11 protein-coding genes are annotated in these 13,185 nt (G+C 71.8%); 9 read left to right on the top strand and 2 right to left on the bottom strand.

Going from position 1 to position 13,185, the window contains the following annotated elements:
• Positions 1 to 19 precede the first annotated feature (19 nt).
• Together BJ964_RS42785 and BJ964_RS42780 are read left to right on the top strand one after the other, a co-directional pair.
• Positions 20 to 904 carry an alpha/beta hydrolase family protein gene (locus BJ964_RS42785; RefSeq protein ID WP_407650824.1) on the top strand — a complete coding sequence of 295 codons (885 nt, stop codon included), beginning with the start codon at positions 20 to 22 and terminating at the stop codon, positions 902 to 904.
• A 107-nt stretch (positions 905 to 1,011) separates the two neighbouring features.
• Positions 1,012 to 2,310 carry a hypothetical protein gene (locus BJ964_RS42780; protein WP_188125986.1) on the top strand — a complete coding sequence of 433 codons (1,299 nt, stop codon included), beginning with the start codon at positions 1,012 to 1,014 and terminating at the stop codon, positions 2,308 to 2,310.
• 723 nt (positions 2,311 to 3,033) lie between these two features.
• Here the strand turns inward: BJ964_RS42780 and BJ964_RS42775 are convergent.
• Positions 3,034 to 4,260 carry an MFS transporter gene (locus BJ964_RS42775; protein WP_188125985.1) on the bottom strand — a complete coding sequence of 409 codons (1,227 nt, stop codon included), beginning with the start codon at positions 4,258 to 4,260 and terminating at the stop codon, positions 3,034 to 3,036.
• Between the two features lie 73 nt (positions 4,261 to 4,333).
• On the opposite strand from BJ964_RS42775, the gene BJ964_RS42770 reads away from it, so the two are divergent.
• On the top strand, positions 4,334 to 5,374 hold the full coding sequence (locus BJ964_RS42770; RefSeq protein WP_188125984.1) for a LacI family DNA-binding transcriptional regulator: 1,041 nt from the start codon (positions 4,334 to 4,336) through the stop codon (positions 5,372 to 5,374).
• Positions 5,375 to 5,659: 285 nt separating this feature from the next.
• On the opposite strand, the gene BJ964_RS42765 is transcribed toward BJ964_RS42770, so the two are convergent.
• Positions 5,660 to 6,271 (bottom strand): hypothetical protein, encoded by a 612-nt coding sequence (locus BJ964_RS42765; RefSeq protein WP_229806743.1) that lies wholly within the window; start codon positions 6,269 to 6,271, stop codon positions 5,660 to 5,662.
• A 189-nt stretch (positions 6,272 to 6,460) separates the two neighbouring features.
• Between BJ964_RS42765 and BJ964_RS42760 the strand changes: the two genes are divergently transcribed.
• The 6 genes from BJ964_RS42760 to BJ964_RS42735 all read left to right on the top strand — a co-directional run bounded on the left by BJ964_RS42760 (position 6,461) and on the right by BJ964_RS42735 (position 13,169).
• Positions 6,461 to 7,669: an efflux RND transporter periplasmic adaptor subunit gene (locus tag BJ964_RS42760; RefSeq protein ID WP_188125983.1), complete on the top strand. Its 1,209-nt coding sequence runs from the start codon at positions 6,461 to 6,463 to the stop codon at positions 7,667 to 7,669.
• 79 nt (positions 7,670 to 7,748) lie between these two features.
• Complete coding sequence (locus BJ964_RS42755) at positions 7,749 to 8,471, top strand: response regulator transcription factor (protein ID WP_188125982.1); 723 nt, start codon at positions 7,749 to 7,751, stop codon at positions 8,469 to 8,471.
• Positions 8,472 to 8,521: 50 nt separating this feature from the next.
• Positions 8,522 to 9,913: a sensor histidine kinase gene (locus BJ964_RS42750; RefSeq protein WP_229806742.1), complete on the top strand. Its 1,392-nt coding sequence runs from the start codon at positions 8,522 to 8,524 to the stop codon at positions 9,911 to 9,913.
• A 66-nt stretch (positions 9,914 to 9,979) separates the two neighbouring features.
• A complete protein-coding gene (locus BJ964_RS42745; protein WP_188125981.1) occupies positions 9,980 to 11,185 on the top strand; it encodes an efflux RND transporter periplasmic adaptor subunit in 1,206 nt (401 codons plus the stop codon).
• Positions 11,182 to 11,970 carry an ABC transporter ATP-binding protein gene (locus BJ964_RS42740; RefSeq protein WP_188125980.1) on the top strand — a complete coding sequence of 263 codons (789 nt, stop codon included), beginning with the start codon at positions 11,182 to 11,184 and terminating at the stop codon, positions 11,968 to 11,970. Before BJ964_RS42745 ends, BJ964_RS42740 begins: the two co-directional genes overlap by 4 nt.
• Positions 11,967 to 13,169 carry an ABC transporter permease gene (locus BJ964_RS42735; RefSeq protein ID WP_188125979.1) on the top strand — a complete coding sequence of 401 codons (1,203 nt, stop codon included), beginning with the start codon at positions 11,967 to 11,969 and terminating at the stop codon, positions 13,167 to 13,169. Before BJ964_RS42740 ends, BJ964_RS42735 begins: the two co-directional genes overlap by 4 nt.
• Positions 13,170 to 13,185: the final 16 nt, after the last annotated feature.

The raw sequence follows: 13,185 nt of genomic DNA, 5'->3' as shown, positions 1-13,185 counted from the left end.
CCCAGTAAGGAGAGTCGACGTGCACCAGAGAACCGTTCCCGGCCGCGCTCGCCGGGCGCTGCTCATCGCCGCCGCCGCGGTAGCCCTCGTCGCCGGCCCCGGCGCCGTCGCGGCACAGGCCGCCGACAACCCGTACGAGCGGGGCCCCGACCCCACCCTGGCCGCGCTCCAGGCCTCCCGCGGGCCCTACGCCGTCAGCCAGACCTCCGTCTCCCGCCTCTCCGCGACCGGCTTCGGCGGCGGCGAGATCTACTACCCGACCACGACCGCCGACGGCACCTTCGGGGCGATCGCCATCTCGCCCGGCTTCACCGCCTACTGGTCCAGCATCTCCTGGCTCGGCCCGCGCCTGGCCTCGCACGGCTTCGTGGTCATCGGCATCGAGACCCTCACCACCGCCGACCAGCCCGGCTCCCGCGGCGACCAGCTGCTGGCCGCGCTCGACTACCTGACCCAGCGCAGTTCGGTACGCACCCGCATCGACTCCAGCCGGCTCGCCGTGGCCGGGCACTCGATGGGCGGCGGCGGCAGCCTCGAAGCGGCCAGCGACCGGCCGTCCCTCCAGGCCGCCGTGCCGCTGGCGCCGTGGAACACGGACAAGTCGTGGAGCGAACTGCGGGTGCCGACACTGATCGTCGGCGGGGAGAGCGACACCATCGCGCCGGTGTCCAGCCACTCCATCCCGTTCTACACCAGCATCCCGGCCTCGGCGGAGAAGTCCTACCTGGAGCTCAACAACGCCAGCCACTTCTTCCCGCAGTCGGTGAACACGCCGACCGCGGTGCAGGCGACCGCCTGGCTGAAGCGGTTCGTCGACAACGACACCCGCTACGACCAGTTCATCTGCCCCGGCCCGAGCAGCGTGTCCATCTCCGACTACCGCAGTTCCTGCCCCATCGGCTGATCCCTCGGCCCCGCGGGGCGGAGGCCGGGTGGCCTTCGCCCCAGTCGGGTTTCTCTCCGGTGCGCACCCGATTATGCTCACGCGGCTCGCCCGCATCGACCGCCGCTGTGGAGGACGCCCTGACCGCCGATCCCGTCCGCGACCGGCTCCGTGCACTGGCGTGCAATCCCGCCCTCCCGGCCGAGACGCTGCTCCTGCTCGCCGGCGACGAACGGGTCGGCCCGCGGCACGTCACCGCCCGCCGGGAATGGACCGACGAGGCGTTCGACGCCCTCGCCACCCACCCCGACCCGGCCGTCCGCGAAGCCCTCGCCCAGAGCCCCGGCGCGACCGGCGAACAACGCGCCCGGCTCGCCGGCGACCTCAACATCGACGTGCTGCACGCCCTCCTCGAAGGCCCGCACACCCGCTGGGCCGGACCGCTTCCGCACTGGGTCCACCGCCGGCTCGCCGAACACCCCGAGCGACTGGTACGGGACATGCTGACCTTCCTGCCCGGCACACCCCCCGACGTGCTGAACCGGCTCACCCGCGACCCGTACCCCCGGATCGCCGAAGCCGCCCGGGAACTCCTCGAACGCAAACCGTTCCAGGAACCGACGATGGGCCGTGACCAGGCCGTCGCCTACGCCTCCGGAGACTCGCCGTGGAACCGGGCCCAGGCCGCCGCCGACCCGGAACTGCCGGCCCCGTGGGTGCGGCGGCTGGCGGCCGATCCGTCACCGCGGGTCCGGCTCGCCGTGTCGGTACGGCCGGAACTCGACGAGGACGAGCGGGCGGCCATCGACTGCCCGATTCCGGAGGATGTCCCCGTACCGGGGTGGGTGGTCGCGGCCGGGCCCTCGGAACTGCGGCGCTGCGCCCATTCCCGCCATCCTCTGCTCCGGCGTGGCGCCGCCGGTCATCCGGACCTGCCGGACGATCTGATCGCGCTGCTGGCGGGGGACGGGGATCCGCTCGTGCGGTCGGCGCTCTGCTCGCACCAGGCGGGCGCGCCCGGTGAGCTGGTGCTCCGCACCTACCTGGAAACCGGCGACGAGGAGCTGCTCGCGCACCCGGTGTTCCCCCGCGCCGGCCTGGCCACCCACCCTTCCGGACGGCCCGGTCCGGCCGTCCATGCGGATCCCTCTTCAGGGTGGGCTGGTCCGGCCGGCTATGCGGGCTACCCTTCCGGGCGGGCCAGGGCCCTGGCCCGCCTTGACCCTGAGGCGCCGGCCGCGCTGATCGACCGGCTCAGCCGCGACCCCGATCCGTACGTCCGCGCCTTCCTGGCCGACGACCCGCGCCTGTCAGCGGCCCGGGTCGTCGAGTTGCTGGCGGACCCGGAGATCCACGGGCGGGCCGCCGCCAACCCCAACCTCCCGCACGCCCAGATCCTCCGCATCCTCGCCGAGGCCAACCTCTGACCCCCGGCGCGCCCCGACGGCTCCCGCATCCGCGCTGCCTCTGCCTTCGTGCCGCCGGCCTCGCTGCCGATCTTGGACGCTTCGCCACCGAATCCGGTGGGGGATCGTCCAAGATCGCGCTGGTCGGGGCTCTTGCTGGTGTGGCCGTCCGTCGTTCGGGCGGTTGGTCCTGGTCGCGTTGCGTCCGCCTGCGATCTTGGACGCTTCGCCACCGAATCCGGTGGGAGATTGTCCAAGATTGCGCTGGTCGGGGCTCTTGCCGGTGTGGCCGTCCGTCGTTCGGGCGGTTGGTCCTGATCGCGTTGCGTCCGCCCGCGATCTTGGACGTTTAGCCACCGAGTCCGGTGGGGGATCGTCCAAGATTGCGCTGGTCGGGGCTCTTGCCGGTGTGGCCGTCCGTCGTTCGGGCGGTTGGTCCTGATCGCGTTGCGTCCGCCTGCGATCTTGGACGTTTTGCCACCGGATTTGGTGGGAGATCGTCCAAGATTGGCCGTCTTGGTGGTGGAGGTGCGTCGAGCGCCGAGGGTGCTGGGCGGGTTGATCGCGGTGGAGGGCAGGTGCCGCCGGTGGGGCCGGCCGGGCGGTGGTCCCCGAGGGGGTTGAGTTCGGGGGTGGGGCCGGCCGGGGGGGGGTGGTGCGTTTGGGGGTGGGGCCGGCCGGGGGTGGTGCGTTTGGGGGTGGGGCCGGCCGGGGGTGGTTCGGGGGTGGGTTTGGGGAGGGGGATCAGGCGGGGACGGGAGTGGGGGCCGGGGCTGGGGTGCGGGTGTCGAGGCGGAAGCTGAGCAGGGTCAGGAGCAGGCCGGCGAGGGTCAGGGCGACGCCCAGCCATGCGGACGCCAGATAGCCCCACCCCGCGGCGATGACGGCACCACCGAGGGCGGCGCCGGTGGCGTTGGCGATGTTCAGGGAGGACTGGTTGACCGCGGCGCCCATCAGCTGGGCGCCCGGGGCGACCGCGATGAGGCGGGACTGCAGCGCGGGGACGATGAAGAGGCTGGCCGCGCCGACCAGGAAGGCGGCCGGGAACAGGCCGGCCGGGTGCACCGCGGTCAGGCCGAACAGGGTGACCGAGCCGATCAGTCCGGCGAATCCGATCAGGACGGCGCGCCGCAGGTCGCGGTCGGCGGCGACCCCGCCGAGGGCGATGCCGACGGTCATGCCCAGGCCCATGCAGGCGAGCACCCACGGGACGGCCGCCTCGGACAGGCCGGCCACGTGTGTGGTGATCGGCGCGACGTAGCTGTTCACCGCGAAGAAGCCGCTGGTCCCGACGGCGACGGCGGCGGCGACCAGCCATACCTGCGGGTTGCGGAAGGCGAGCAGCTCGGCGCGGGGCGAGCCGCCGGGGGCGGCCGCCACGGTGGGCACGGTGGCCAGGACGGCGAGCAGGCTGAGGGCGAAGACGGCGGCGACGGCGAGGTACGCGGCCCGCCAACCGTGGTTCTGCCCGAGCACGGTGATCAGCGGGACGCCGGCGAGGTTGGCCGCGGTCAGCCCGCCGATCACGATGGAGACGCCGCGTCCCTGGTTGCCGGGTCCCAGGATGGCGGCGGCCAGCAGACCGGCTGCCCCGAAGTAGGCGCCGTGTGCCAGGGCCGCGCCGAACCGGGCGGCCAGGACCAGCTCGAAGGTGGGCGCCAGCGCGGATGCCGTGGTGAAGACGACGAACACGGCGAGCAGGCCGAGCACCAGCCGTCGGCGGGGCTGCCGGGCGGTGATCACGGCGATCGTCGGCGCGCCCACGACGACGCCGAGCGCGTAGATCGTGATCATCCAGCCGGTGTGGGCCAGTGCGTCCGGGACCGAGGCGACGTACGACTCGGGCATCAGGTCGCGTGCCATGTCGGGTAGCAGTCCCATGGCCACGAACTCGGTCAGGCCGAGTCCGAAACCGCCCAGGGACAGGGCGAGCAGGGCCGCCCAGCGGCGGCGGTCGGTCAGTGTCTCCACGTCCGGAGACTCTAGAACGTTCTAGTTCTTCAGCGAATAGAACGTTCTAGTGATCACAACGTAGGATGCCGCCATGCAGTCAGCGGAGCGGCGGACTACCCTCGCCGACGTCGCGGCCGAGGCCGGGGTGTCGGTGGCACTGGCGTCGATCGTGATGCGCGGCGCGCCCGGAGCCGGGGCCGCCACCCGGGAGCGGGTGCTGGAGGTGGCGCGCCGGCTCGGATACCAGCCGGACAGCCGGGCCCGGCTGTTGCGCAGCGGTCGCAGCCGGCTGCTCGGGGTCGTCTTCGACGTGCGGCACCCGTTCCATCACGACCTGCTCACCGGGCTCTACGACGCGGCCGGCAAGGCCGGATATCAACTCACCCTGAGCGCGGTGACACCACGGCGCGGCGAGCGTACGGCCATCGGCGACCTGCTGCAGGACCGGTGCGAGGCGCTGGTGCTGTTCGGCGGCCAGTTACGGGCCTCCGAGCTGGCGTCGATCGCGGCCCGCCTCCCGGTGGTGGCGATGATGCGCGCGGCCCGGCGGCGCGACGTCGACGTGGTGCACAACGACGACGCGCTCGGCTCCCACCAGGCCGTCGATCACCTGGTCGGGCTCGGGCACCGGCGGATCGCCCACGTCGACGGCGGGGAGTGGCACGGGTCGGCCGAGCGGCGGTCCGGCTACCAGGAGGCGATGCGGCGGCACGGGCTGGCCGAGCACATCCGGGTGGTGTCCGGCGGTGCCGGGGAGGAGGACGGCGCCCGGGCCGCGGAGCGGCTGCTGGTGGACCCGCCGACCGCGGTGACCGTCTTCAACGACCTGAGCGCGACCGGTTTGCTGGACGTCCTGCGCCGCAACGGGCTCAGCGTGCCCGGGGACATCAGCGTGGTGGGTTACGACGACACCGGCCTGAGCCGGCTCGCGCACATCGACCTGACCACCATCGGCCAGGACATCGACACCATGGCGGCGGGCGCGGTCGAGCGGGCCGTCGCGCGGATCGAGGGCACACCCATCGGACTCCGGGAGCTGGTCATCCCACCCCGCCTGGTGGTCCGCGGCACGACCGGCCCCGGGCCTGATGGCTCCGCTTCGCTCCGCGGCAAAACGCCTGGTAACCGGTGACGAGGCAGGTGATTTCCCGCCGCAGCACACCCCGCTGCGTCGGCAAATCAGCTGCCTCGTCACCGGCGGCGTTTTGCGGGAGTGGGGAGGTCGTCGGTTCTGGGGATGTCCGGTCGTCATCCGGGGACAGGGTGGTGCTTCTGCCGACAGCTCACCGCGTACGAAATCGGGCTTGGAAAGGGGCGACCCGCGCCTGCGGTGAGTGCGGCGCGGGTGCCCGGGTATTGACCGTGCCGGCGCCGCAACGACGGGGGGACGGCGGCGCCGGCACGGTGGTCTTGTGTTCTAGGACGCGGGCTTGAGCACCGAGCAGGTCTCGACGGCCTTCTTCGCGGTGGCGTCGGTGGTGTCGACCTTGGCCGGGTCGGTGACGCCGTTCTCCTTGAGGCAGTTCTCGTAGGCGGCGTTCGCGTTGCCGCCGCCCGGAGTGCCGCCGCCCTGGTCGCCGCCGCCGGGGTTGCCGCGGCCGGCGCCCATGCTCGGGCGGACCGACGCGCACGCCTCCTGGGCCTTCTGCCAGGTCGCGTCGTCGACGCCCTCGGGCTTGCTGAAACCGCCACCGCCGGGGAAGCCGCCGCCGCGCTGGCCCGCGCTGCCGGAGGGGCGCGGCTGGCCGGACGGGCGGACGCCGTCGGGAGCGCCGGAGGGCCGGACGCCGTCGGGTGCGCCGGACGGGCGGGCGCCACCGCCGCCGGGGCCGCCGGAGGGCATCGTGATGGTGACGCCGTTCTCGTTGAGGCAGCTGATGTAGGCGGCGAACGCGTTGTTGCCGCCGCCACCGTTCTGGCCGGTGGTGCCGCTGTCGGTGCCGGCCTCTTCCGATCCGCCGCAGGCCGCCGTGAACAGCATGGCCACCGAGACCGCGAAGATGCCCGCGGTGCGCTTCGAAATGATCACCGGACTCCTTAGTGAGATGTCAACGAGCGGGAACGTGTGAAGGAAAGCGGCCGCACCTGTGCGGAAGGTCGGACGACCCTAGGAGTTACCTAAGAACGCGTTTCTGGGACTCCGAGTGAACCGGCCTCCGAGCGAACTCCCAGGTAGGACCGAGCCCGCGGCGAGGACCGGTGGTCACACTCGGCGACCATGGGTGTTGCACTGGCCGGTCGCCGGCGTTTGATCTGGCTCGGCGTGGCGGTCGTCGTGCTCGCACTGGTCGCCTTCGGCGTGGTGCGGGCGCTGACGGCCGGCGCCGCGCAGGAGGAGTCGAAGGCGGCCGAGACCGTCGAGGTGGACAAGGGTGAGGTGACCACCGAGGTCGCCACCACCGGCACGTTGCAGGCGGCGCAGACGCGCAGCCTGTCGTTCGCGGTGTCGGGGACGGTGGAGACGGTCAAGGTGCGGGCCGGCACGACGGTGACGGCCGGGCAGGTGCTGGCGACCGTCGACGACACGGACGCGGCCGAGGCGGTCGACGACGCGCAGGACGCGCTCGACGACGCGCAGGACGCGCTGACGAAGGCCTCGTCCACGTCCTCGTCCTCCACCGGCTGCAATGTGGCCGCCGCCTACACGACGTCCGCTTCCGCCTCGCCTTCGGCTTCGGCTTCGGCTTCGGCCAGCGCCTCTCCGTCGGCCACCGCGACGACCTCGCCCACGCCGACCAGGACCAAGACCTCGAAACCGAGCGCCACCGGTACGAAGACCTGCTCCTCCTCCGCGGGTGGCTCCTCCCGTGGCGGCACGTCCGGCAGTGACTCCATCCTGAGCGCCCAGCAGCGGGTGAACGCGGCCGAGGTGACCCTGGAGGAGGCCGAGGAGGCCCTGGACGGCGCCACCATCACCGCCCCGATCGCCGGGAAGATCATCTCGGTGAGCGGCAAGGTGGGCAGCAGCGCCAAGTCCGGGTCCACCTTCATCACCCTGGCCGACGTCTACGACATGCAGATCAGCGCCGACTTCCCGGAGGCCGACGCGGACCGCCTGGCGGTCACCCAGAAGGCGGTGATCACTCTCGCCGACCGGGCCGGCGAGACGTTCGACGCGACGGTGGTGCAGGTCGACCCGGTCGGCACCAGCGACGGCACGCTCACCCGCTTCGGCGTCGTGCTCTCCTTCGACGACGCCCCGGACGAGCTGCTGGTCGGGCAGAGCGCCAACGTACGGGTGACCACCGGCAGCAAGGACGATGTGCTGCGGGTGCCCAGCACCGCGGTGCACGATGTGTCCGGGGAGAACGGCACCGTGCTCAAGGACGGGGCCGCCACGCAGGTGAAACTGGGCCTGCGCGGCGACCAGTACACGGAGATCGTGTCCGGTCTCGCCGTGGGCGACCCGGTGGCCCGTTCCTGGTAGGTTCCTCCCTTCCCGTTCATAGGTTCTTCAAAGAAAACGCTGATAGTTCTATGCGGTGCTTTCCGATACCCGAGGTTCCGTGACCACGCTCGACCCCGCGGCACGGCCCGCCCGTGTCCTGGTCGTCGACGACGAGCCGAACATCTCCGCGCTGCTCAGCGCGACGTTGCGGCTGGTCGCCTTCGACGTGCGGGTGGCCGAGTCGGGTAACGCCGCCCTGATCGCGGTGCAGGAGTTCGAGCCGGATCTGATCGTCCTCGACGTGATGCTTCCGGACGTGGACGGGATCGAGGTGGCCCAGCGGCTGCGGGCCGCCGGCCACCGGGTCCCGGTCCTGTTCCTGACCGCCAGGGACGCGGTGGAGGATCGCATCCTGGGACTGTCAGCCGGCGCGGACGACTATGTCACCAAGCCGTTCAGTCTCGAGGAGGTCGTGCTACGGATACGCGCGATCCTGCGCCGCAGCCAGCCGGAGGAACCGCAAGAGGACACCGGGGTGCTGCGGTACGCGGACCTGGAAATGGACGAGGACGCCCACGAGGTGCGGCGGGCGGGCCGTCTGATCGAGCTGTCCCCGACGGAGTTCAACCTGCTGCGCTACCTGCTGATCAACGCGGGCCGGGTGGTCAGCAAGGCGCAGATCCTGGACCGGGTGTGGAAGTACGACTTCGGGGGCGACGGCCGCATCGTGGAGTCCTACGTCTACTACCTGCGGCGGAAGATCGACAAGAGCGATCCGCCGCTGATCCACACCGTGCGCGGAGTCGGGTACGCGCTCAGACTCCCTCGCGGCGACGAGTGACGCCCTGGCGCTATTGGACTCTCAGATCCAGGCTGGTCCTGGTCGTCGGCGTGCTGTCCGCGATCGCCGTGGTGGTCGCCAACATCACCGGCCTGCTGCTGATCCGCAAGTACCAGCAGGACCGGATCGATGAGCAGCTGAGCGGCATCAGCCGGCCGTTCGCCGACGCCAACCCGATGCGCTTCGGGCCCCGTCCCGGCCGGTTCCGTGGCCTCGGCCCGGACCAGATCGTGTACTTCTACAACGCCGACGGGACCCTGGACACCGCCAACAGCACACCCACCGACGAGAAGCGTCCCGAGGTGGCGCCGCTCGCCGAGGTCGTCGAGCGGGCCGCCACCGGACGGCCGTTCACCGTCCCGACGGCCGCCGGCTCGGACTGGCGGGTGATGGCCGTCCCGTCCGGCGACACCGGCGGGTACGTGCTGATCGGCTCCTCGATGGAGGAGGTGGAACAGCTCACCCAGCAGCTCATGCTGATCGACGCCGGGGTGATGCTGCTGGTGCTGACGGTGCTCGGGCTCGGGGCCGCGTTCGTGGTGCGGATCGGGTTACGGCCGCTCACCGAGATGGAGGCGGTGGCCGCGGACATCTCCGGCGGCAACCTGTCCGGCCGGATCCCGGACACCGACCCGCACACCGAGCCGGGCCGCCTCGGCCTGGCCCTGAACGCCATGCTCACCCGGATCGAGGGTGAGGTCAGCGCGCGTACCGCCTCGGAGCAGCGGCTGCGCCAGTTCGTCGCGGACGCCTCGCACGAGCTGCGCACCCCGCTCACCTCGATCCGCGGCTGGGCCGAGCTGTACCGGCGCGGCGGGGCGCCGCCCGGCCCGCAGCTGGACGAGACGCTTGCCCGGATCGAGGCCGAGTCGGCCCGCATGGCGGTGCTGGTCGAGGACCTGCTCCGGCTGGCCCGGATGGACCAGCAGCGCACCCTCGACCTGCGCCGGGTGGACCTGCTGGAGATCGCCGCCGACACCATCCGGGACGCGCACGCCCGCATGCCGGGCCGGAAGGTGCTGCTCGCCGGGCTCAGCGACGACGAGGACACCTTCGAGCCGCCCACCGTGCTGGGCGACGACCACGGGCTGCGGCAGGTGGTCACCAATCTGGTGGCCAACGCGCTCAACCACACACCGCCCGAAACCATCGTCACGGTACGTGTCGGGTTGGCCACATCCGAGGACGGCTTCCCGGTGGCGGTCCTGGAGGTGTGCGACAACGGGCCGGGGGTGCCGCCGGAGCACGTGGACCGCATCTTCGAGCGGCTCTACCGGGCCGACTCCAGCCGTACCCGCTCCATGGGCGGCGGTTCCGGGCTGGGCCTGGCGATCGTGGCGGCCATCGTGGAGGGGCACGGCGGTGCCGTGGCCTACCGCGAGACACCGGGCGGCGGGGCCACCTTCCGGGTGGAACTTCCCGCCGTCGGTGACTCGGCGTGAGGTTTTGAGCTGGCTCCCAGGTTTCGCCGAAGCTCCTCATAGCCCACGGCCGCAGAGTGTGCAGCCATGAAGGTACGCCTGAGCCGCCACCCGTCGTTGGTGGTCAACGCCGTCATCGGCGTAGCTCTCGTCGCCGGGGCCTACACGGTGTACGAGACATTTTCCGGAACCGACGACGGGGGTACTGCCGCGACGGCCGCCGAGCGCACGGTCAGCGTCCAGCAGGGCACGGTCAGCAAGACCGCGACCGCGGACGGGACCCTGGAGAGCGCCAGCACCGCGAGTGCCACGTTCGAGACCAGCGGCACGGTCACCGCGATCAGCGTGAAGGTCGGTGACAAGGTCAAGAAGGGCCAGGTGCTGGCCAAGGTCGACCCGGCCGCCGCGCAGCGCACGCTGGACGCCGCCGAGGCCGACCTGGACGCGGCCCAGGACTCCCTGGACCGGGCCGAGGACGCCGGCTCGGACACCACCGAGGCCGCCAACCAGGTCACCGAGGCGAACCTGGCCGTCAACGAGGCCGAGGCCGGCGTCGACGGAACGGTGCTGACCGCCCCGATGGCCGGCACGGTCACCGCCGTCAACGGCACGCTCGGCGGCTCGGCCTCCGGCAGCTCGTCCTCCTCCTCCGGTTCCTCCGGCGGCGGCTCGCAGGGCGGCGGATCCTCCAGCTCCTCGTCCTCGTCCTCCTCGTCGAGCGGGTTCATCGAGATCGCCGACCTCACCAAGATGCAGGTCGCGGCGAGCTTCGCCGAGGCGGACGCGACCAGCCTCAAGGAGAAGCAGGTCGCCACGGTCACCTGGAACGCGCTCAGCGGCGTCTCGCAGAGCGCCAAGGTCGCGGCCATCGACCCGTCGGCCACCACCTCGAACAGCGTGGTCACCTACGGCGTGACGCTGTCCCTGGACAAGGTGCCGACCGGCGCGAAGGTCGGCCAGACCGTCTCGGTGTCGGTCACCACCGGCTCCAAGGAGAACGTCGTGCTGGTCAACGCGGCCGCGATCACCACGGTCGGCAACCGGCACACCGTCACGGTGGTCGCCAACGGCCTCCAGGAGACCCGGTCGGTGGAGATCGGTCTGGAGGGCGACTCGGCCACCGAGATCACCTCCGGTCTGACCGCGGGCGAGCAGGTCGTCGTCAAGACCACCTCGACCAGCACCAGCGGCAGCCAGCAGGGCGGCTTCCCGGGCGGCGGCAGCGGCTTCGGCGGCGGCGGCTTCACCGGTGGCGGCGGCGGTCCTCAGGGTGGCGGCGGGAGGCCGCAGTGAGCCGGCCGGTCCTCCAGGTCACCGACCTGAAGAAGATCTACGGTCAGGGTGAGGCGACCGTGCACGCGCTGCGCGGGGTCTCCCTCACCGTCGAGCGCGGCGACTACGTGGCGATCATGGGCTCGTCCGGCTCCGGCAAGTCGACCCTGATGAACATCCTGGGCGCGCTGGACATCCCCAGCTCGGGGCAGTACCTGCTGGACGGCGTGGACGTCAGCCGGCTCTCCGACGGCCAGCTGGCGCTGGCCCGGAACCGCCTGATCGGCTTCATCTTCCAGTCGTTCAACCTGATCCCGCGGACCACCGCGGTGGCCAACGTCGAGCTGCCGCTGGCGTACGCCGGGGTCAAGCCGAAGGAGCGCCGCCGCCGCGCCATGGCGGCACTGGACGTGGTCGGTCTCGCCGACCGGGCCGGCCACGAGCCCAACCAGCTCTCCGGCGGCCAGCAGCAGCGTGTCGCGGTGGCCCGGGCGCTGGTCACCGAGCCGGCCCTGCTGCTCGCCGACGAGCCGACCGGCAACCTGGACTCCAAGTCCACCGACGACGTGCTCCAGGTCTTCGACGACCTGAGCGCCGCCGGCCGCACCATCGTGATCATCACGCACGAGGACGAGGTCGGCGCCCGCGCCAAGCGGCTGATCCGCCTGGTCGACGGTGGCATCGTCACCGACGTACGGCAGTCGCCGCTGCACCGCCCGCCGATCGGCGCCGCGGCCGCCCACGCCCAGGTGCACGCGGCATCGGGCCGGGCCTTCATCTACGCCGAGGGGCGGCACAGCCTGTGAACTTCTTCGAGGTGATCAGGTTCGCGCTGCGCGGACTGTCGGCCAACAAGCTGCGCTCCGCGCTCACCATGCTCGGCATCCTGATCGGTGTGGCCGCGGTGATCCTGCTGGTCGCGGTCGGCAACGGCTCGGCCAAGACGATCAGCGACCGGATCGAGGCGCTGGGCACCAACACGATCACGGTGATGAGCACCGGCCGCGGCGGGTCGAGCAGCACGTCGCTCACCAAGGACATGGCCGACGCGCTGACCGACAAGGAGATGGCGCCGGACGTGAAGTCGGTGTCGCCGGTGGTCAGCTCCTCGTCGGCGACCATGACCTACGAGGGCACCGACCACTCGGTGGCCACCTTCGTCGGCACCACCCCGGCCTGGTTCGCCGCCTCCACCACCCCGGTCGGGACGGGCGCGGCTTTCACCTCCGACGACGTCGACCAGGGCCGGCGGGTCGTGGTGATCGGCAAGACCGTCGCCGAGGAACTCTTCCCCGGCGTCGACCCGATCGACGAGCAGGTCACCGTCGGCGGCGCGCTGTTCACCGTCATCGGCGTGCTGGAGGAGAAGAGCTCCACCGGCTTCAACGACTCCAACGACACGGCCGTCGCCCCGCTCACCGCGGTCCAGCAGGTGCTCACCGGGTACGGCGCGCTCACCTCGATCATCGTCGAGGCGGCCGACCCGGACAAGGTGGACGCCGTGCAGGGTCAGGTCTCCACGATCCTGAACCAGAAGCTGGACGTGGACTCGTCGTCGACCAGCACGCCGTACCGGATCCAGAACGCGTCGTCGCTGCTGGAGACGCAGACCGAGACCGCCGACACGTTCACCACCCTGCTCGGGGCGGTGGCCGCGATCAGTCTGCTGGTCGGCGGCATCGGGATCACCAACATCATGCTCGTCACGGTCACCGAGCGGACCCGGGAGATCGGCATCCGCAAGGCGCTCGGCGCGCCCCGGCGGGTGATCCTGACCCAGTTCCTGATCGAGGCGAGCCTGTTGAGTGTGCTCGGCGGGGCCCTCGGGGTGGCCGCCGCGCTGATCGGCTCCCAGTTCGAGATCGTCGGGGTGAAACCGGTGATCGTGCCCAGTTCGGTCGGGTACGCCCTGGGCGTCTCCATCGCGATCGGACTGTTCTTCGGCGGGCTGCCCGCCGCCCGCGCCGCCCGCCTGCGTCCCATCGACGCGCTGCGCTACGAGTGAGGACCCTGCTGTGACA

Source organism: Actinoplanes lobatus (genome assembly GCF_014205215.1).
Taxonomy (GTDB): Bacteria; Actinomycetota; Actinomycetes; order Mycobacteriales; family Micromonosporaceae; genus Actinoplanes; species Actinoplanes lobatus.
Note: the sequence above shows the minus strand (reverse complement) of the source record. Positions and strands in the feature narration are given on the sequence as shown.

Coding starts and splice junctions, on each gene's coding strand:
- BJ964_RS42770 (WP_188125984.1), top strand. CDS start 4,334: ATGCAGTCAGCGGAGCGGCGGACTACCCTCGCCGACGTCGCGGCCGAG.
- BJ964_RS42760 (WP_188125983.1), top strand. CDS start 6,461: ATGGGTGTTGCACTGGCCGGTCGCCGGCGTTTGATCTGGCTCGGCGTG.
- BJ964_RS42745 (WP_188125981.1), top strand. CDS start 9,980: ATGAAGGTACGCCTGAGCCGCCACCCGTCGTTGGTGGTCAACGCCGTC.